Here is a 19,049-nt window from a genome sequence, read left to right on the forward strand (position 1 = left end):
ATGGCCTACCGCCCCTCACGGCAGTTCAAGAACACGCTGCTCGGCACCGCGGCCGTGGTCGTCCTCGCGGCGCTCAACGCCCCCGCCGCGCTGTCCTTCGCGCAGGAGCGCTACCACGCGTACCGGATCGCGCAGCCCTCCTACCGGCTCGAGTACGGCTCCTGGTCGCTCGTCGACCTGCCGAAGGACCGCCGCATCAACGCCATGCACGCCGCCCTCCTGCACACCGGCAAGGTCCTGCTGATCGCCGGCTCGGGCAACGACCAGGAGAACTTCGACCAGGGCACCTTCGAGACGGTCCTGTGGGACCCGCGCACCGACACCTTCAAGAAGATCCCGACACCGGAGGACTTCTTCTGCGCCGGCCACAGCCAACTCCCCGACGGCCGCCTCCTCGTGGCCGGCGGCACCGCCCGGTACGAGGTCCTCGACGGCAAGGTGACCCGGGCGGGCGGCGCCATGCGCGTCAAGAACGAGAGCCCCGACAAGGCGGTCACCCTGCGCAAGGGCACCCGCTTCCGGTCGCCGTCCGGCGTCGAGTACGCCTCCCGCTTCGACGTCACCGTGCCGAAGGCGAAGCGCGAGTTCGAGATCACGTACGGCCGGGACGGGCAGGCACTGCCCTGGAAGACGAAGGTGACGGCCTCCGAGGCGCGCGTCTTCGTCGAGGCGGTCGAGCCGGGCGCCCGCGGGCTGACCACGCAGGCCGCCCAGTACGCGGTCGTCGGGCTGAAGGGGAAGGACGCCGACAACGTCTACGGCCTCGCCGAGCGGCTCAGCACCGACAAGCAGGACTTCCAGGGCATCAGGTCCGCCTACGAGTTCGACCCGGTCGCGGAGCGGTACGTGCCCGTCGCCCCCATGGCGGACGCCCGCTGGTACCCCACGCTCGTCGCACTCCCCGACGGGCGGGCGCTCGCGGTGTCCGGGCTCAACGACGTCGGGGACGTCGTCCCCGGCGACAACGAGTTCTACGACCCGAGGACCCGCACCTGGAGCAAGGGCCCCTCCCGCTACTTCCCCACCTACCCCTCCCTCTTCCTCCTCCAGGGCGGCAAGCTGCTCTACACCGGCTCCAACGCGGGCTACGGCCCCGCCGACAAGGGCCGCGAGCCCGGCGTGTGGGACCTGGCAGCCAACACGTTCACCCCGGTCCGCGGGCTCGCGGACGCCGACCGGCTGGAGACGTCCGCGTCGGTGCTGCTGCCGCCCGCGCAGGACCAGAGGGTGATGGTGCTCGGCGGCGGCGGGGTCGGCGAGTCCAGGCTGTCCACGGCCAGGACGGCGATCGTCGACCTGAAGCAGCCCGCGCCCGCCTTCCGGCCCGCGGCCCCGCTGCCGCAGGGCACCCGCTACCTGAGCAGCGTGCTCCTCCCCGACGACACCGTCTTCACGACCGGCGGCTCCCGCGACTACCGCGGCCGCAGCGCCAGCGACATCCTCAAGGCGCAGTTCTACGACCCCCGCACCGACGCCTTCACGGCCGCCGCCGCCCCGACCGTGGCCCGCAACTACCACTCGGAGGCGCTGCTGCTGCCCGACGGGCGGGTGGCGACCTTCGGCTCCGACCCGCTCTTCGCGGACAAGGACAACACCCGGCTCGGCAGGTTCGAGCACCGCCTGGAGGTGTACTCCCCGCCCTACCTGCACCGCGACCCGGCCGCCCGGCCGGAGCTCGGGGCGGGGCCGGACACGGTCGGCGCGGACGGCCGCGCCACCTTCGCGACGGCGCACCCGGAGCGGATCGCGCGGGCGCGGCTGATGCGGCCGAGCGCGGTCACCCACACCACCGACGTGGAGCAGCGCTCCGTGGAGCTCGGTGTGGCCCGCGGGGACGGCTCGGCCACCTTCACGGTGCCGTCCGACCCGACGCTCGTCCCGCCCGGCTGGTACATGCTGTTCGCGGTCGATGCGGCCGGGACGCCGTCCACCGCGAAGTGGATCAAGGTGCCGGTGCGGGCGGCTGCTGCCGAACCGGAGCGGTGACGGAACGGCAGGGCGTCCGGCTCACTGCACGGCGCGGCCGGCTCACTGCACCGCGCGGCGGGCCAGGCCGAGCGCGTAGTCGGGCCACCAGGTGCCCGCCGCCGGCCCCCCGCGGCAGGTGCCGTCCGACTCGCCCGGCCGCTTGACCCACAGGTACGCGTCCACGAGCGGGTCGCCCGTCCGGTCGGTCGGCGGGGCGCCGAGCGCGCGGCCCGGCGGATTGCACCAGGCCTCGGGCCCGCCGCCCGGCAGCGGGCCCGCCCCGTTGCGGCTGGTGTCGACGACGAAGTGCTTGCCGCCGGTCGCCGCCGAGATCCGCGCCCCGTACGCGCGGGCCGCCTCGACGGGCTGGAAGTTGGCGGTGTTCAGCGCGAACCCGTCGGCCCGGTCGAGCCCGGCCCGGCGCAGGGGATCGACGAGCCGCTGCGGATCGGGCAGCCAGGCCGGGTTCCCGGCGTCCAGGTACACCTTCGTGTGCGGGTTGCGCTTGAGCCGGGCCACGGCCTCGGAGAGCAGCGCGAACCGCTCCCCGTGCAGGGCGGCCGGGGTGCAGCCGTCGACGACGTGCGGGACGGCGTCGGGCTCCAGGACGACGACGGCCTTCGCCGACCCCACCGCGTCGGCGAACCTGCCGATCCACGCCCGGTACGCGGCGGCGTCCCGGGCGCCGCCCGCCGAGTGCTGGCCGCAGTCGCGGTGCGGGATGTTGTACGCGGTGAGGACCAGGGTCCGGCCCGCGGCCGCGGCGCCGGCGGCCGCCCGGCGGATGGCGGGCGCCGGATCGCCGCCGGCGCCCCACAGGGCCATCGGCCGCTCCGAGATCCGCCGCAGCACCTGGGCGTCTGCGGCCCGGCCGCGGCCCTCCCAGTCGGCGACCTGGCGGGCGGCGTCGCTGTCCGGGTCCACCCAGAACGGGGACCCGCCGCCCGCGGCGGCGTCGGCGGCGCCGTCCGCCTGCCGGTCCGCCGAACGGGACGGAGGTGCGGACTCCGGCTGCGGTGCCGAGCACGCGGGCGCCGCGGCGAGCAGCAGCGCCAGGCCCGCGGCGGCGGCGAAGGGTCTGCGGGGGCGGCTTCGGCCAGGCATCCGGCTTCCTCGGGGCGCAGGGGCGGCTCGCGGACCGGGCCATGGTGACACGGCCGCCGCACCACCCGGCCGACCCGCGCCCGGCCGCGCCCCCGCTCTCCCTCCCCCGGCGGTCACGGCCGCCCCGGCTCAGCCCGACGGGGGAGCGCCGGCGGCCGCGAGGCGTCCCCTGCCCGGCCCTGCTGCTCCGCTTCGGCACCCGTACCCGCCGCGCGGTCCCGGCGGCGCCGAAGGGGACGTACGACCGAGGAGTGAGACGGGCCCCGCCGCCAAATGACCGCCGGGTAGGGTCGGATGCGTGTCCAAGCCGCTCAGTCTCCCCTTCGATCCCATCGCCCGCGCCGACGAGCTCTGGCAGCGGCGCTGGGGACCCGCCCCCGCGATGGCCGCGATCACCTCGGTCATGCGGGCGCACCAGATCCTGCTCGGCGAGGTCGACGCCGTCGTCAAGCCGTACGGACTGACCTTCGCGCGGTACGAGGCGCTCGTGCTGCTCACCTTCTCCAAGGCCGGCGAGCTGCCGATGTCGAAGATCGGCGAGCGCCTGATGGTGCACCCGACGTCGGTGACGAACACGGTGGACCGGCTGGTGCGCTCCGGCCTGGTGGCCAAGCGCCCCAACCCCAACGACGGCCGCGGCACCCTGGCGTCGATCACGGAGAAGGGCCGCGAGGTCGTCGAGGCGGCGACGAAGGACCTGATGGCGATGGACTTCGGGCTGGGCACGTACGACGCCGAGGAGTGCCAGGAGATCTTCGCGCTGCTGCGGCCGCTGCGCGTGGCCGCCGAGGACTTCCGCGAGGGGTAGCAGGGCTCACACGGCCCGGGGGCGGATCGGCCGCAGGGGGCGGCTAGGCTCGTGGCCATGAAGAAGAGCGTGCTGACCCGGTACCGGGTGATGGCCTACGTGACCGCCGTCATGCTGTTGATCCTCTGCGGCTGCATGGTCGCCAAGTACGGCTTCGACACCGGCGCCGACCTGACCTTCGTCGTGTCCCAGACGCACGGCGTCCTCTTCATGATCTACCTGGCGTTCGCGCTGGACCTGAGCTCCAAGGCCAAGTGGTCCTTCGGCCGGATGCTGTGGGTCATGGTCTCCGGGACCATCCCCGGCGCCGCCTTCTTCGTCGAGCGCAAGGTCCGCGCCGACGTCGAGCCCCTGATCACCGACGGCGGCCTGGCCCCCGCGAAGGCGTAGGCGCCCGCCGTTCCGGTGGAAACCCCGGGGAGCAGGAAGACTCCCCGGGGTTTCCCATCGACATTTACTAGGACGTCCTAGTAAATTCGAAGCATGGACGCTGACGCCATCGAGGAGGGCCGCCGCCGCTGGCAGGCCCGTTACGACAAGGCCCGCAAGCGCGAGGCCGACTTCACCACGCTCTCCGGCGATGCCGTCGACCCCGTCTACGGCCCCCGGCCCGGAGACGCGTACGAAGGTTTCGAGCGCATCGGCTGGCCCGGCGAGTACCCGTACACCCGCGGCCTGCACGCCACCGGCTACCGCGGCCGGACCTGGACCATCCGCCAGTTCGCCGGCTTCGGCAACGCCGAGCAGACCAACGAGCGCTACAAGATGATCCTGGCCGCCGGCGGCGGCGGGCTCTCCGTCGCCTTCGACATGCCGACCCTCATGGGCCGCGACTCCGACGACCCGCGCTCCCTCGGCGAGGTCGGCCACTGCGGCGTCGCCATCGACTCCGCCGCCGACATGGAGGTCCTCTTCAAGGACATCCCCCTCGGCGACGTCACGACCTCGATGACGATCTCGGGCCCCGCCGTACCCGCCTTCTGCATGTACCTCGTGGCCGCCGAGCGCCAGGGCGTCGACCCCGCCGTCCTCAACGGCACGCTCCAGACGGACATCTTCAAGGAGTACATCGCCCAGAAGGAGTGGCTCTTCGAACCCGAGCCGCACCTGCGCCTCATCGGCGACCTCATGGAGTACTGCGCCAAGGGCATCCCCGCCTACAAGCCGCTGTCCGTCTCCGGCTACCACATCCGCGAGGCCGGCGCGACCGCCGCGCAGGAGCTGGCGTACACCCTGGCGGACGGCTTCGGGTACGTGGAGCTCGGCCTCTCCCGCGGCATGGACGTCGACACGTTCGCGCCCGGCCTGTCCTTCTTCTTCGACGCCCACCTCGACTTCTTCGAGGAGATCGCCAAGTTCCGCGCCGCCCGCCGCATCTGGGCCCGCTGGATGAAGGAGGTCTACGGCGCGAAGAACGAGAAGTCGATGTGGCTGCGCTTCCACACGCAGACCGCCGGCGTCTCCCTGACGGCGCAGCAGCCCTACAACAACGTGGTGCGCACGGCCGTCGAGGCCCTCGCCGCCGTCCTCGGCGGGACGAACTCCCTGCACACCAACGCCCTCGACGAGACCCTCGCCCTCCCGAGCGAGCAGGCGGCCGAGATCGCCCTGCGCACGCAGCAGGTGCTGATGGAGGAGACCGGCGTCGCCAACGTGGCGGACCCGCTCGGCGGTTCCTGGTACGTGGAGCAGCTCACCGACCGCATCGAGGCGGACGCCGAGAAGATCTTCGACCAGATCAAGGAGCGCGGCCTGCGCGCCCACCCCGACGGCAGGCACCCCATCGGGCCGATCACCTCGGGCATCCTGCGCGGCATCGAGGACGGCTGGTTCACCGGCGAGATCGCCGAGTCCGCCTTCGCCTACCAGCGGGCGCTGGAGAAGGGCGACAAGCGGGTCGTCGGCGTCAACGTCCACCACGGCTCGGTCACCGGCGACCTGGAGATCCTCCGCGTCAGCCACGAGGTCGAGCGCGAGCAGGTGCGCGCCCTCGCCGACCGCAAGGCCGGCCGCGACGACGCGAAGGTGACCGCCTCGCTGAAGGCGATGCTGGACGCCGCGCGCGACGGCTCCAACATGATCCCGTCCATGCTCGACGCGGTGCGCGCCGAGGCCACCCTCGGCGAGATCTGCAACGCCCTGCGCGACGAGTGGGGCACCTACACGGAGCCGCCGGGCTTCTGAGCCCCTGCCGCAGCCGGCTTCCTCCGGGCCGGCCGCGTCCGCACCCCCTTCCCGGGCGGCGGCCGCGGCCGGCCCGGCGCCGTTGCCGGGGTTCCCCGCCCGGGCGGGGGCAGAGTCAGGCGCCGGCGGAGCCGCGGAGGCCGTGCATCAGCAGCGCCGTGAACGAGGCCGCCCACAGGCCGTCCACCGGCTCGGAGCTGACCAGGGTCCGGTGCACCACCGTCCCGGCGATCACGTCGAAGATCAGGTCGGTGGTGCGCTCCGCCACGGCCTCGTCGGGCTCCCGCGGCAGCTCCCCGCGGGCCTGGGCGCGCTCCCGGCCCAGTACGACGAGGCGTTTCTGCCGGTCGACGATGGCCGAGCGGATGCGGTCGCGCAGCGCCGGGTCCCGCGTGGACTCCGCGACGACCGCCATCAGGGCCGTCCGCGCCTCCGGCCGCCGCAGCAGCGCCGCGAACTGGAGGACCACGTTCTCGACGTCGGCCTCCAGGCAGCCCCGGTCGGGGAGTTCGAGGGAGTCGAAGAGCTCCGCGACGGCGTCCACGACGAGTTCGCTCTTGCCCGCCCAGCGGCGGTACAGGGTGGTCTTCGCCACGCCGGCCCGCGCCGAGACGTCGCCCATCGTCAGCTTCGACCAGCCCAGCTCGACCAGGGCGTCGCGCGTCGCGGCGAGGATCGCGGCGTCCGCAGCGGCGCTGCGCGGACGGCCGGTGCGACCGGACGGCGGACTCTCCTTGGGCATGGCGCAGACCATACCCGCCAGTAGCGGAACCGCCGGGCCCCCCGATCGTGTGCTTCAGATCACGGCGCGCGGTGGGGCGCCGGGCCCCGCGGGGAGTTACGCTACGGCTCGTAGCGTAAGAGCGACGACCACGCGAAGAGCTACCGGCGCCAGGTGGGGACCCGGCGCCACCACACCACGGCAGGACCGGCATTCGGGGCCTGCACAGGACGGCACGACACCGCACCGCCGGCCGGGCCGTTCGGAACGGGAACGCAATTCGGCCGATGTTTTTCGTCGGCACGCGCGCACGGGGGAGGATGTACGCATGCAGCCCAGAAACATGTCCATGAGCGGCGTCGTCGACCTCGCCGCGGTGAAGGCGGCCGCCGAGGCCAAGGCGAAGGCCGAGCAGGCGCGCGCCGAAGCGGCCCGGCAGGCCGCGCAGGGCGGCGCCCCCGCCCCGGGCGCGGTGCCGCCGTCGGCCCTCGTGACCGACGTCGACGAGGCCGGCTTCGAACGCGACGTCCTCCAGCTCTCCTCCGAGGTCCCGGTCGTCCTGGACTTCTGGGCCGAGTGGTGCCAGCCCTGCAAGCAGCTCAGCCCGCTGCTGGAGCGCCTCGTCGTCGAGGCGAACGGCCGCCTCGTCATGGCCAAGGTCGACGTCGACGCCAACCAGATGCTGATGCAGCAGTTCGGCATCCAGGGCATCCCCGCAGTGTTCGCGGTGGTTGCCGGGCAGGTGCTGCCGCTGTTCCAGGGCGTCGCCCCCGAGCAGGAGATCCGCGCCACCCTGGCCCAGCTCGTCCAGGTCGCCGAGGAGCGCTTCGGCATCATCGGCCTCCAGGTCGACCCGGCCGCCGAGGGGGGCGCCCCGGCGGGATCCGCCCCGGCGGCGGCTCCGGCCGGCCCGCACGACGCGCTGCTGGAGGCGGCCGTCACCGCCCTCGACGCGGGCGACCTGCCCGGCGCGATCCAGGCGTACAAGAACGTGCTCTCCGACGACCCGGCCAACACCGAGGCCCGGCTGGGCCTCGCGCAGGCCGAGCTCCTGGCCCGCGTCCAGAGCGCCGACCCGCAGGCGGTGCGCCGCGCCGCCGCCGAGAACCCGGCCGACCCGCAGGCCCAGATCGCGGCCGCGGACCTCGACCTCGTCGGCGGGCACGTCGAGGACGCCTTCGGCCGCCTCATCGACACCGTGCGCGTCACCGCCGGCGCCGACCGGGACGCCGTACGGGTCCGGCTGCTGGAGCTGTTCGAGGTCATCGGCGCGGACGACCCCCGGGTGGGTCAGGCGCGCGCGGCCCTCGCGCGGGTGCTGTTCTAGGCGGCCCGCACCCCCCGGCCGTGCCGTCGCGGACCGGCCGGGGATTTGTTGACACGGAGACGAACAGCGGCCGCGCTTTGCCAAAACTTGGCAAACGCGGCCGCTGTTACTCGCAGTAAGTCTCCCTCCGTGAACTGTCCGGAGTGTTGGGGAATCCCCCGGTCTGCCGGGGCCATGGGTGGCACCCTGCGTCGCCACCCGGCAGCGCCGCGCCAAACCCCGGTTATCTCGGCGTTACCCGCCAGTAACGAACCCTCTTGTGCCCCGGCCGGGAATGCACCACGATCGGCGACGCTCGGTCCTTCCCCGCAGAGCCGCACGCGGCGCCGCGGGGGCAGGGTCCCCACCGGGCCGGCCGGTGCAGCGGCACCGTCCGCGGGACAGGGGGGTCTTCGCCGCACCCGGCGGAGCCTGTCCTCCAGGCCGCGCGAACGCGCGGCCAGTGGTTGTCGCTCGGGGGTGAACGCCGGTGCACCGGACGCGGTACGGCCGCGGTACGGCCGCCTGCGCTCCTTCCCGAGGACGTAGCACTTCTCCCATCCCAGGTCGGGCGCTGCCCGGACCGGAGATGTACGTCCGAGAAGGAGGAACGAAATGAGTTCTCAGGTTCGTGGCGGGACCAGATGGAAGCGCTTCGCGCTCGTCATGGTGCCGAGCATCGCGGCCACTGCCGCGGTCGGCGTGGGCCTGTCCCAGGGCGCCCTGGCGGCGTCCTTCGCCGTCTCCGGCCAGGACTTCAAGGTCACGGCCGACAAGCTGGACGGTGACAACCTGATCCAGTACGGCGGCATCGCCGAGGGGCACGACCTCAAGGGCAACCCGGCGCACCACCCGGTCACCATCTCCGGGTTCAGCCACGCCGAGATCACCAACATGTGCCAGTCGCTGGTCACGCCGACCCCGCTCGGCAACATCACGCTCCAGCTCCGCACCGGCCACAAGGGCAAGCCGGCCGTCGCGGACAACATCTACCTGGACGTCGCGGAGCTCGACACCGACGCCGAGTTCACGAACCTCGACATCGGCGTCGCGGTCGGCGACGACAGCCACAAGACCAAGCCGCAGGCCGGCACGGTCACCAACAAGTACGCGTTCTCGCAGCGCGCCGACAAGGCGGTCCTGACCAAGGTCCGCCAGAAGGCGTGGGCGACGACGGCGGGCACCTTCAAGCTGCCCGACCTGAAGCTGCGCCTCATGGGCGGCGACCAGCCGTGCTACCAGGACGAGAAGTAGCCCGTCCCGGAGTGTGACCGGCAGGGCGGTCGGCGGCGGCGCACGCAGCGGCCGACCGCCCGTCGGGGCTCCACAGAGTTCTCCGTACCACCGTTTCCAGGGAGCTGTTGTCCATGACCCCCCAGGCCCCGGTCTACGAACGCGCCGCCGATGACGCTTGGCTCACCGCGGTGTACTACCGCTTCCACGCCTGGAGCGGTCGCCGACCCTTCTGGGCCGGGCTGTTCACGCTCCTCGGCGGTATTCCGATCGTCTACTTCCCGTACGCGGACATGCGGCTCGGCAACGTCACCATCGCGATGGCGACGACGACAGGCTCGGGCTCGCTGATCATCGGCGTCCTGCTCGTCACGCTCGGCCTGACGCTGTGGTTCCAGCAGGGCGTCCGCGTCTTCGCCGGCGTCGCCGCGATCCTGCTGGCCCTGGTGTCGCTGCCGGTCTCCAACCTCGGCGGCTTCTTCGTCGGCTTCATCTTCGCGATGGTCGGCGGCGCGCTGGCACTGTCCTGGGCGCCGGGGATCCCCGCGGACGAGGAGGCCGGCGCGGCGGGTGCCGCCGGCAGGGCCCAGGCCCCGCGGATCGGGCCGCAGGGCGTCCCCGCCCCGTACGGAACGGAAACGGAGTACGCGACCGAGACCACTGCCCACGCCGACGGCGGGAGGAACAGTGCGGGGTGACGAGACGCAGCGGGGCACGGTCCCGAGCGAAGAGTCCCGTGAGAGAAGGGGGCCGCGGCACGCCGCGCCCCGCAAGTCGCTGCTGAACAAGATCCAGATACCCGTCGGCAGGACCATGGCCCTGGCGGCCATGCCGACGGCCGTGTTCGTCGGGATGGGCATCGCCCCCAAGCTGGCGGTGGCCGACGACAAGGAGATCCCCTTCGCCCCCGGCCCGTGCGTGACGCGGTCCGACGAACCCGCGGAGTCGGCCTCCCCGAGCCCCTCGAAGAGCCCCGAGCCGAGCGCGTCCCCCGGCTCCTCCGCCGCTCCCAAGCCCGGCCCCACCCCGCCGGCACCCAAGCCGTCCGCCGCCAGGCCGTCCGCCGACCCGCGGTCCGCGAAGACGGCCACGACCCCGCCGGCCGCACCCGCCCCGTCGGCGTCCGCGTCCGCCACGGTGAACCCGCTGGACCCCCTGGACATCGGCGGCAAGGTCAAGGACCTCTTCGGCTCCCTGCGCCCGCAGCCGTCGGCGACCCCGACGCCCGCGGCCCCGACCCCGTCCGCCCCGGCCCCGACGACTCCGGCCAAGCCGGCGCCTGACCCCGCGGCCGACGCCATCCGCGAGGCGGCGAAGAAGGTCGGCGCCGGTGTCACGGAGTTGTCCCAGGACGTCAAGGACACCGCCACCAAGCCGAAGGACGAGACGGGCGCGAAGAAGGACGGCGACGACAAGGACGGCGCGAAGCCGGACGCGTCGGCGGACCCGGACGGCAAGCAGCCCTTCCCGTGCCCGACCCACGACCCGGAGGCCCTGGCCAACGCGAAGCTGGAGCCGGGCATCCCGCTCCTGCCGGACGAGCCCTGGTACCTGGACAGTTCGCTGCTGACCCTCTACGGCCTGGACTACCAGGGCATCGTCGAGGTGAAGACGGCGAGCGGGAAGACCAAGAAGGTCCTGAAGTTCACCGCGGACTCTCTGGACATCAAGGACCTGTACCAGACCGTCGGCAAGGGCGCGAACACCGCCCACCTGAAGTCCCGCCCCGGCTCCACCTCCAAGATCCGCGGCGGCGAGGTGACGATGTACACGGAGAGCCTGAAGGGCAACCTGTTCGGGATCATCCCGATCGAGTTCTCCCCGGACAGCCCGCCGCCCCTGAACGTCCCCTTCGCGTTCTTCACGAACGTCAAGGTCGTCCAGGCCAGCCAGTTCGGCGGCACCCTCACCGTCCCGGGCCTGAAGAACTACATCGGCCCGCCGGAGGGATAGCCCGCAGACGGCGGCGCCCCGGACCCCTGCAAAGGTCCGGGGCGCCGCCGTCTGAGGCTGTGCGTGCGGCGTCAGGCCAGGTTCGGGCCGCCCAGGTGGTGGACTCGGACCATGTTCGTCGTGCCGGGGACGCCGGGCGGGGAGCCCGCCGTGATGATCATCGTGTCGCCGGCGTTGTAGCGGCCGAGCTTGACCATCTCGGAGTCCACCAGGTCGACCATGGCGTCGGTGGTGTCCACGTGCGGGACGACGTACGAGTCGACGCCCCAGCTCAGCGTGAGCTGGTTGCGGGTGTTGACGTCCGTGGTGAACGCGACGATCGGCTGGACCGCGCGGTAGCGCGAGAGGCGGCGGGCGGTGTCGCCGGACTGCGTGAAGGCGACCAGCGCCTTCCCGTCGAGGAAGTCGGCGATCTCGCAGGCCGCGCGGGCGACCGAGCCGCCCTGCGTACGCGGCTTCTTGCCCGGGACCAGCGGCTGCAGGCCCTTGGCGAGCAGTTCCTCCTCGGCCGCCGCGACGATCTTCGACATCGTCTTGACGGTCTCGATCGGGTAGGCGCCCACCGAGGACTCCGCCGACAGCATGACCGCGTCGGCGCCGTCGAGGATCGCGTTGGCCACGTCGGAGGCCTCGGCGCGGGTCGGGCGGGAGTTGGTGATCATCGACTCCATCATCTGGGTCGCGACGATCACCGGCTTGGCGTTGCGGCGGCACATCTCGATGAGCCGCTTCTGGACCATCGGGACCTTTTCGAGGGGGTACTCGACCGCCAGGTCGCCGCGGGCCACCATGACCGCGTCGAAGGCCGCGACGACGGCCTCCATGTTCTCCACCGCCTGCGGCTTCTCCACCTTGGCGATGACGGGGACCCGGCGGCCCTCCTCGTCCATCACGCGGTGGACGTCCTTGACGTCGTCGGCGTCGCGGACGAAGGACAGGGCGACCATGTCGCAGCCCATCCGCAGCGCGAAGCGCAGGTCGTCGACGTCCTTCTCCGACAGGGCGGGGACGTTGACGGCGGCACCCGGCAGGTTGATGCCCTTGTGGTCGGAGATCACGCCGCCCTCGATGACGATGGTCCGCACCCGCGGGCCGTCGACCTCGATCACGCGCAGCTCGACGTTGCCGTCGTTGATCAGGACCTGGTCGCCCTTGGCGACGTCGCCCGGCAGCCCCTTGTACGTGGTGCCGCAGACGGACTTGTCGCCCGGGACGTCCTCGGTGGTGATGGTGAACTCGTCACCGCGCACCAGCTCGACCGGGCCCTCGGCGAAGGTCTCCAGGCGGATCTTGGGGCCCTGGAGGTCGGCGAGGACGCCGACCGCCCGCCCGGTGTCCTCGGACACCTTGCGGACGCGGTCGTACCGCTCCTGGTGCTCTGCCTGGGACCCGTGGCTGAAGTTGAAACGGGCCACGTTCATACCGGCCTCCATGAGCGCTTTCAGCTGCTCATAGGAGTCGACGGCGGGGCCCAGCGTGCAGACGATTTTGGAACGGCGCATGGAGCGGATCCTATCGGTTTGTTTCGTAGCGGAATATTCCGTCTGGTGGAAGGTCCAAGACACGCTACCGAGCTACCAGCGCGTAGGCCTGCCTCGCGATCTCCAGCTCCTCGTCCGTCGGGACCACGGCCACCGCCACGCGGGCGCCCGCCGGGGAGACCACCCGCGGCTCAGGCGACCGTACGGCGTTGGCCTGCGGGTCCACGGCCAGGCCGAGCCCCGCCAGGCCGTCCACCACGGCCTGGCGCACCTGGTGGGCGTTCTCGCCGACCCCGGCGGTGAACACGAGCGCGTCCACCCGGCCGAGCACCGCGGTGTACGCGCCGACGTACTTCTTCAGCCGGTGGACGTACGCCGCGAACGCGAGCCGCGCCGACTCGTCGCCGTCGCCCGCCCGCCGCAGCACCTCGCGCATGTCGTTGTCGCCGCACAGCCCCAGCAGACCGCTCTTCTTGTTCAGGAGCGAGTCGATCTCGTCCACCGACAGGCCCCCCACCCGTGCCAGGTGGAAGACCACCGCCGGGTCCAGATCGCCCGAACGGGTGCCCATGACCAGGCCCTCCAGCGGCGTCAGGCCCATCGACGTCTCCACGCACACCCCGCCGCGCACCGCCGACGCCGAGGCGCCGTTGCCCAGGTGCAGCACGATCACGTTGACGTCCGCGACCGGCCGGCCGAGGAGCTTGGCCGCGGCCCGCGACACGTACGCATGCGAGGTGCCGTGGAAGCCGTACCGGCGGATCGCGTACCGGTCCGCCGTCGCCGCGTCGATCGCGTAGCGGGCCGCGTGCTCCGGCATCGTCGCGTGGAAGGCCGTGTCGAAGACCGCCACCTGCGGGACGTCCGCCCGCAGGGCGCGCGCCACCTCGATGCCCGTGACGTTCGCCGGGTTGTGCAGCGGGGCCAGCGGGATCAGGCTGCGGATCTCCGCCAGTACCTCGTCGTCGATCACGGTCGGCTCGGTGAAGCGGGTCCCGCCGTGCACCACGCGGTGCCCGACGGCCGCCAGCTCGGGGGAGTCCAGGCCCGTCCCGTCGGCGGCGAGCTCCGCGGCGACCGCCTCCAGCGCCTCCCGGTGGTCGCCGATCGCCCCGGTCCGCTCGCGCCTGCCGCCCCCGGCGGCCGGTCCGGCCAGCGGCTCGTGGACCAGCCGGGAGGTTCCCTCCCCGATCCGCTCCACGAGGCCGGCGGCGAGCCGGGTCGGGCCGGCCATGTCGAGCAGCTGGTACTTCACCGACGAGGAGCCGGAGTTGAGGACGAGGACGCGGGATGCGGTGGTCACGTGGGGAGCTTTCCTTCGGGAGCGGCGGAGCAGGAGCGGCGGGCGGGGCGGGGGAACGGGCGTGCGGTCAGGCCGTCGGCACCGCGGACCCCTGCGCCTGGATGGCGGTGATCGCGACGGTCGTGACGATGTCCTGGACGAGCGCGCCGCGCGAGAGGTCGTTCACCGGCTTGCGCAGGCCCTGGAGGACCGGGCCGACCGCGACGGCGCCCGCCGAGCGCTGCACGGCCTTGTACGTGTTGTTGCCGGTGTTGAGGTCGGGGAAGATCAGCACGGTCGCCCGGCCGGCGACCTCCGACCCGGGCAGCTTCGTCGCGGCGACCGACGGCTCGACGGCGGCGTCGTACTGGATGGGCCCCTCGACGGCCAGGTCGGGGCGCCGGGCCCGGACGATCTCGGTGGCCTTGCGGACCTTGTCGACGTCCGCGCCGCGGCCGGAGGTGCCCGTCGAGTACGAGAGCATGGCGATCCGCGGCTCGACGCCGAAGGCCGCCGCGGTCGCCGCGGACTGGATGGCGATGTCGGCGAGCTGCTCGGCGTCCGGGTCCGGGTTGACCGCGCAGTCGCCGTACACCAGCACCTGGTCGGCCAGGCACATGAAGAAGACGGAGGAGACGATCGCCGCCTCCGGCTTCGTCTTGATGATCTCGAAGGCGGGGCGGATGGTCGCGGCGGTCGAGTGCACCGACCCCGACACCATGCCGTCGGCCAGCCCCTGCTGGACCATCAGCGTGCCGAAGTAGTTGGCGTCCGTCACCACGTCGGCCGCGAGCTCGACCGTCATGCCCTTGTGGGCGCGTGCCTGCGCGTAGAACTCGGCGAAGCGCTCCCGCAGCGGGGAGGCGGCCGGGTCGATGAGCTGCGCCCCCGACACGTCCACGCCGAGGTCGGCGGCCCGCTTCAGGATCGCCTGCTCCTCGCCCAGCAGGGTCAGGTCGCAGACCCCGCGGCGCAGCAGCACGTCGGCGGCGCGCAGGACGCGCTCCTCGGTGCCCTCCGGCAGCACGACGCGGCGGCGGTCGGCGCGCGCCCGCTCCAGCAGCTCGTGTTCGAACATCATCGGCGTGACGCGCTCGGAGCGGGCCACCGACAGCAGTCCGCGCAGCTCGGCGGTGTCCACGTGCCGTTCGAACAGGCCGAGCGCGGTCTCCAGCTTGCGCGGGGTCGCGGAGTTCAGCCGGCTCTGGAGCTCGAACAGCTCGGCGGCGGTCGGGAAGCTGTTGCCGGCCACCGACACCACGGGGGTGCCCGGCGCGAGCTTCGAGGCGAGGGCGAGCACGTCGGGGCCGGGCCGCTCGTTCAGGGTGAGCAGGACGCCGGCGATCGGCGGGGTGCCGGAGGAGTGCGCGGCGAGCGCGCCGATGACCAGGTCGGAGCGGTCGCCGGGGGTGACGACGAGGCAGCCGGGCGTCAGGGCGCCGAGGAAGTTCGGCAGCATCGCACCGCCGAAGACGAAGTCGAGCGCGTCGCGGGCCAGCCCGGCGTCGTCGCCGAGGAGCACCTCGCCGCCGAGCGCCCGGGTGATCTGGGCGACCGTCGGGGCGGCCAGCGACTTGTCGTCGGGCAGGACGTAGCAGGGCACGGGCAGGCGGGCGGCCAGCCGTTCGGCGATGGCGTCCCGGTCCTCGGCGGCCACCCGGTTGACCACCATCGCCACGACCTCGCAGCCCAGGCTCTCGTACGCCCGGTAGGCGTTGCGGGCCTCGGCGCGGACCTCGTCGGCGGCGCGCCGGGTGCCGCCGACGACGGGTACGACGACCGCGCCGAGCTCGTTCGCGAGGCGGGCGTTGAGGGCCAGTTCGTCGGGGAGGTTCGTCTCGGCGTAGTCGGTGCCGAGGACGAGCATCACCTCGTAGTCCCGGGCCGCCCGGTGGAAGCGGTCGACGAGCCGGGAGACCAGCTCGTCGGTGCCCTTCTCGGCCAGGACCGCGGAGGCCTCGCGGTACTCCATGCCGTACGCGGTCGAGGCGTCCTGGTCGATCCGGTAGCGGGAGCGGAGCAGTTCGAAGAGCCGGTCCGGCGCGTCGTGCAGGAGCGGCCGGTAGACGCCGACCCGCGCCGTCTGGCGCGTCAGCAGTTCCATGATCCCCAGCTCGACGACCTGGCGGCCGTCGCTCCGGTCGATACCGGTCACGTACACGCTGCGCGTCACGCGTGCTCTCCGTCCCTCGTGCGCCGCGGCAGGGCTGTGGCAGCCGCCTGCGGATCTCCGTCGAATTCCCCCGATAGGGTGGGCTTGCCCTCTTGACAATACCTCTGCGGATGGATAGGGCGCCGCCTGGGAAGAGGCGCCGGTGCGGCGTCCGCCGGGGGCTGCGGGGCGGGGCGGCGCAGCACGCGCCCGGCCCCGCCCGCGTGGAACAATCGGACAAGCCGCACGATGACGCCCTCCACGGGCACGGCCGTCCGCCCGTACGCGACGCACGGCCGGGGGACGACCAGGAGCAGACGACCAGGAGCAGGAGACACAAGGCGATGCGCATCGGAGTCCTCACAGCGGGAGGCGACTGCCCCGGCCTGAACGCCGTCATCCGGTCGGTCGTCCACCGTGCCCTGGTGGGGCACGGGGACGAGGTCATCGGCTTCGAGGACGGCTTCAAGGGCCTGCTGGACGGCCACCACCGCCCCCTCGACATCAACGCCGTCAGCGGCATCCTCGCCCGCGGCGGCACCATCCTCGGCTCGGCCCGCATGGAGCGCGCCCGCCTGCACGAGGCCGCCGAGAACGCCAACGAGCTCGCCCGCCGGTACGGCCTCGACGCGCTCATCCCGATCGGCGGCGAGGGCACCCTGACCGCCTCCCGGATGCTGGCCGACGCCGGGATGCCGGTCGTCGGCGTTCCGAAGACCATCGACAACGACATCTCCGCCACGGACCGCACCTTCGGCTTCGACACCGCCGTCACCGTCGCCACCGAGGCCATGGACCGCCTCAAGACCACCGCCGAGTCCCACCAGCGCGTCATGGTCGTCGAGGTCATGGGCCGGCACGCGGGCTGGATCGCCCTGGAGTCCGGCATGGCCGGCGGCGCGCACGGCATCTGCCTGCCCGAGCGGCCCTTCCAGGTCGACGACCTGGTGAAGATGGTGGAGGAGCGCTTCTCGCGGGGCAAGAAGTTCGCCGTCGTCTGCGTCGCCGAGGGGGCCCACCCGGCCGCCGGCTCCATGCCGTACGAGCGGGGCGAGATCGACCAGTACGGCCACGAGCGCTTCGCCGGCATCGGCAACCGGCTCGCCGTCGAGCTGGAGAACCGCCTCGGGAAGGAGGCCCGCCCGGTCATCCTCGGCCACGTCCAGCGCGGCGGCGTCCCCACCGCGTACGACCGGGTGCTGGCGACCCGCTTCGGCTGGCACGCCGTGGAGGCCGTCCACCGCGGGGACTTCGGCAACATGACCGCCCTGCGCGGCACGGAGATCGTGATGGCCCCGCTCGCGGCGGCCGTCGCGGAGCTGAAGACCGTCCCCGAGCACCGCATGTCCGAGGCCGAGTCCGTCTTCTGACGCGGGCCGCCACCCGCCGCCCGCCACCCGTCGGCCCCGGCTCCCCGGGGCCGGCGGGTCACCGCGTACCGGACGCGTACGCCCAGAAGCGGTCCACGATGCCGGCGAGGAACTCCCGCCCGCCGTCGCCCGCCCCGCCGGCGCCGCCCCATCCGAGGGTGGCGACCATGGCGGACTGGTAGTCGGCGTGCAGCCGCTCCAGTACGGGCTCCAGGTGCTCCCGCGGCACCGGCAGCAGCTTGGCCAGCGGCTTGGCGTGGGCCTGCCAGCGCGTGGTGACCGCGCTGCGCAGGATCTCCGCGAGCTCCTCCTGCTTGCCGGTCGCGGCGATGAACTGGGCCAGTGTCAGACCGAGGACCTGGGCCAGGGCCACCGACTGCCGCTCGTTGCCCTTCCAGCGGCCGGCGTCCTCCATCTTCCGGTACGAGCCCGTGTCGAGCCCGATCCGCCGGGCCAGCTCGTCCGGGGACATGCCGCGGGCCATCCGGTGCTCCCGCAGGGTCACCGGCTCGGACAGCAGTTCGCCGGGCGAGCACCACAGCACGCCGGCCAGGGCCGTGAGCTCGGCGGCCGTCGGCGTGAGCTCGCCGCGCTCCCAGGCCATCACCGTCTCCGGCTCGACGATCAGTCCGTACTGGGCGCGCAGGCCGTAGGAGACGTGGCCGGGCGCCATGCCCAGGGCCGCGCGCAGGCGCCGCGCGGCGGGGGCATTGAAGGGTGGGCTGGATTGCACAGGGCACACGGTAGGAGCGGCCGGGCCCCGGCGACTACAGACTGTTCAAACAAGCCAACAACTCGTAGGAAAGTCCTATGGAGTTCGGGGGTTTGGTCCGGATTTCAGGCGACTGTCCGGTAATCGGACGCCTGTTGGGCCTGCGTTCCAGCGTAAGGTTCCGGCCAGCCGACCGGAGGGGCCTCCTCCTGATCTTCACGGATCCGCCGCACTCCGCCGCGAACCGCGCGCCCCTCCCGTGCGTGATCCCTACGGGGCCCTCGCCGACGGGGGTGGCGAGGGCCCCGCACCGGAGTCCTTGCCTTGACGCCCGCGTCAGGGAATAGCGTCGGGCCATGCGCATCGGCGAACTGGCGGAGCTGGCCGGCACCAGCACACGGACCCTGCGGTACTACGAGTCGCGCGGACTGCTCTCCTCCAGGAGGGCGCCCAACGGCTACCGCACCTATGACGAGGACGACCTGCGGCTGCTGCGCCAGATCCGCACCCTCCAGGACTTCGGCTTCGACCTGGAGGAGACCCGCCCGTTCGTCGAGTGCCTGCGCGCCGGCCACCCGGCCGGCGACGCCTGCCCCGCCTCCCTGGCCGTCTACCGGCGCAAGCTCGCCGAACTCGACGGCCTCATCGGCCGGCTGGCCGACGTACGCGACCAGGTGGCCCGGCAGCTCGCCGAAGCCGAGCGCGCTGCGGGCCCGGAGGCCGTCCCGCGCTGCGAGAGCACGCCCTGACCCGGTGAAGACGAAGACGAAGACGA

16 protein-coding genes are annotated in these 19,049 nt (G+C 72.9%); 10 read left to right on the plus strand and 6 right to left on the minus strand.

The genetic code is table 11. From position 1 onward, the window contains the following. A complete protein-coding gene (locus C0216_RS05850; protein WP_114054226.1) occupies positions 1-1,986 on the plus strand; it encodes a kelch motif-containing protein in 1,986 nt (661 codons plus the stop codon). A 42-nt stretch (positions 1,987-2,028) separates the two neighbouring features. Here the strand turns inward: C0216_RS05850 and C0216_RS05855 are convergent, their stop codons facing one another. After that, a complete protein-coding gene (locus C0216_RS05855) occupies positions 2,029-3,072 on the minus strand; it encodes a glycoside hydrolase family 6 protein (RefSeq protein WP_114054227.1) in 1,044 nt (347 codons plus the stop codon). 298 nt (positions 3,073-3,370) lie between these two features. Here C0216_RS05855 and C0216_RS05860 point away from each other — a divergent pair, with 298 nt between their 5' ends. The 3 genes from C0216_RS05860 (at position 3,371) to C0216_RS05870 (ending at position 6,064) form a co-directional block, all read left to right on the plus strand. Next, the gene (locus C0216_RS05860) at positions 3,371-3,880 is read left to right on the plus strand and encodes a MarR family winged helix-turn-helix transcriptional regulator (RefSeq protein WP_114054228.1); all 510 of its coding nucleotides are present in this window, start codon (positions 3,371-3,373) and stop codon (positions 3,878-3,880) included. A 57-nt stretch (positions 3,881-3,937) separates the two neighbouring features. Then, positions 3,938-4,270 carry a DUF3817 domain-containing protein gene (locus tag C0216_RS05865; protein ID WP_114054229.1) on the plus strand — a complete coding sequence of 111 codons (333 nt, stop codon included), beginning with the start codon at positions 3,938-3,940 and terminating at the stop codon, positions 4,268-4,270. 93 nt (positions 4,271-4,363) lie between these two features. Further along, positions 4,364-6,064 (plus strand): acyl-CoA mutase large subunit family protein, encoded by a 1,701-nt coding sequence (locus C0216_RS05870; protein WP_114054230.1) that lies wholly within the window; start codon positions 4,364-4,366, stop codon positions 6,062-6,064. A gap of 115 nt (positions 6,065-6,179) precedes the next feature. Here C0216_RS05870 and C0216_RS05875 read toward each other — a convergent pair whose 3' ends face one another. Continuing rightward, positions 6,180-6,806: a TetR/AcrR family transcriptional regulator gene (locus tag C0216_RS05875; RefSeq protein ID WP_114058476.1), complete on the minus strand. Its 627-nt coding sequence runs from the start codon at positions 6,804-6,806 to the stop codon at positions 6,180-6,182. 307 nt (positions 6,807-7,113) lie between these two features. On the opposite strand from C0216_RS05875, the gene C0216_RS05880 reads away from it, so the two are divergent. From C0216_RS05880 to C0216_RS05900, 4 genes are all read left to right on the plus strand, one after another. Next, complete coding sequence (locus tag C0216_RS05880; protein ID WP_114054231.1) at positions 7,114-8,112, plus strand: tetratricopeptide repeat protein; 999 nt, start codon at positions 7,114-7,116, stop codon at positions 8,110-8,112. A 594-nt stretch (positions 8,113-8,706) separates the two neighbouring features. Next, the gene (locus C0216_RS05890) at positions 8,707-9,345 is read left to right on the plus strand and encodes a DUF6230 family protein (RefSeq protein WP_114054232.1); all 639 of its coding nucleotides are present in this window, start codon (positions 8,707-8,709) and stop codon (positions 9,343-9,345) included. A gap of 113 nt (positions 9,346-9,458) precedes the next feature. Beyond that, positions 9,459-10,022: a DUF6114 domain-containing protein gene (locus C0216_RS05895; RefSeq protein WP_114054233.1), complete on the plus strand. Its 564-nt coding sequence runs from the start codon at positions 9,459-9,461 to the stop codon at positions 10,020-10,022. Further along, complete coding sequence (locus tag C0216_RS05900; RefSeq protein WP_114054234.1) at positions 10,012-11,277, plus strand: hypothetical protein; 1,266 nt, start codon at positions 10,012-10,014, stop codon at positions 11,275-11,277. The genes C0216_RS05895 and C0216_RS05900 overlap by 11 nt, the downstream gene beginning before the upstream one ends. Before the next feature lie 71 nt (positions 11,278-11,348). Here the strand turns inward: C0216_RS05900 and pyk are convergent, their stop codons facing one another. From pyk to pta, 3 genes are all read right to left on the minus strand, one after another. Then, a complete protein-coding gene (gene pyk, locus C0216_RS05905; protein ID WP_114054235.1) occupies positions 11,349-12,779 on the minus strand; it encodes a pyruvate kinase in 1,431 nt (476 codons plus the stop codon). A 64-nt stretch (positions 12,780-12,843) separates the two neighbouring features. Beyond that, entirely contained in the window at positions 12,844-14,061 is a 1,218-nt protein-coding gene (locus tag C0216_RS05910) for an acetate kinase (RefSeq protein WP_114054236.1), read from the minus strand. Positions 14,062-14,128: 67 nt separating this feature from the next. Beyond that, the gene (pta, locus tag C0216_RS05915) at positions 14,129-16,213 is read right to left on the minus strand and encodes a phosphate acetyltransferase (RefSeq protein ID WP_114054237.1); all 2,085 of its coding nucleotides are present in this window, start codon (positions 16,211-16,213) and stop codon (positions 14,129-14,131) included. Between the two features lie 323 nt (positions 16,214-16,536). Between pta and C0216_RS05920 the strand changes: the two genes are divergently transcribed. Beyond that, a complete protein-coding gene (locus tag C0216_RS05920; RefSeq protein WP_114054238.1) occupies positions 16,537-17,562 on the plus strand; it encodes an ATP-dependent 6-phosphofructokinase in 1,026 nt (341 codons plus the stop codon). 58 nt (positions 17,563-17,620) lie between these two features. Here the strand turns inward: C0216_RS05920 and C0216_RS05925 are convergent, their stop codons facing one another. Continuing rightward, on the minus strand, positions 17,621-18,304 hold the full coding sequence (locus C0216_RS05925; protein WP_428985399.1) for a helix-turn-helix domain-containing protein: 684 nt from the start codon (positions 18,302-18,304) through the stop codon (positions 17,621-17,623). Between the two features lie 326 nt (positions 18,305-18,630). Between C0216_RS05925 and C0216_RS05930 the strand changes: the two genes are divergently transcribed. Beyond that, complete coding sequence (locus C0216_RS05930; protein ID WP_114054240.1) at positions 18,631-19,023, plus strand: MerR family transcriptional regulator; 393 nt, start codon at positions 18,631-18,633, stop codon at positions 19,021-19,023. The last annotated feature ends 26 nt before the right edge of the window (positions 19,024-19,049 follow it).

Source organism: Streptomyces globosus, assembly GCF_003325375.1.
Taxonomy (GTDB): domain Bacteria; phylum Actinomycetota; class Actinomycetes; order Streptomycetales; family Streptomycetaceae; genus Streptomyces; species Streptomyces globosus_A.

Excerpts from the sequence above, each read along its gene's own strand:
- C0216_RS05870 (WP_114054230.1), top strand. The coding sequence starts at position 4,364 with ATGGACGCTGACGCCATCGAGGAGGGCCGCCGCCGCTGGCAGGCCCGT.
- C0216_RS05880 (WP_114054231.1), top strand. The coding sequence starts at position 7,114 with ATGCAGCCCAGAAACATGTCCATGAGCGGCGTCGTCGACCTCGCCGCG.
- C0216_RS05850 (WP_114054226.1), top strand. The coding sequence starts at position 1 with ATGGCCTACCGCCCCTCACGGCAGTTCAAGAACACGCTGCTCGGCACC.
- C0216_RS05920 (WP_114054238.1), top strand. The coding sequence starts at position 16,537 with ATGCGCATCGGAGTCCTCACAGCGGGAGGCGACTGCCCCGGCCTGAAC.
- C0216_RS05890 (WP_114054232.1), top strand. The coding sequence starts at position 8,707 with ATGAGTTCTCAGGTTCGTGGCGGGACCAGATGGAAGCGCTTCGCGCTC.
- C0216_RS05875 (WP_114058476.1), bottom strand. The coding sequence starts at position 6,806 with ATGCCCAAGGAGAGTCCGCCGTCCGGTCGCACCGGCCGTCCGCGCAGC.
- pyk (WP_114054235.1), bottom strand. The coding sequence starts at position 12,779 with ATGCGCCGTTCCAAAATCGTCTGCACGCTGGGCCCCGCCGTCGACTCC.
- C0216_RS05865 (WP_114054229.1), top strand. The coding sequence starts at position 3,938 with ATGAAGAAGAGCGTGCTGACCCGGTACCGGGTGATGGCCTACGTGACC.
- C0216_RS05930 (WP_114054240.1), top strand. The coding sequence starts at position 18,631 with ATGCGCATCGGCGAACTGGCGGAGCTGGCCGGCACCAGCACACGGACC.
- C0216_RS05895 (WP_114054233.1), top strand. The coding sequence starts at position 9,459 with ATGACCCCCCAGGCCCCGGTCTACGAACGCGCCGCCGATGACGCTTGG.
- C0216_RS05855 (WP_114054227.1), bottom strand. The coding sequence starts at position 3,072 with ATGCCTGGCCGAAGCCGCCCCCGCAGACCCTTCGCCGCCGCCGCGGGC.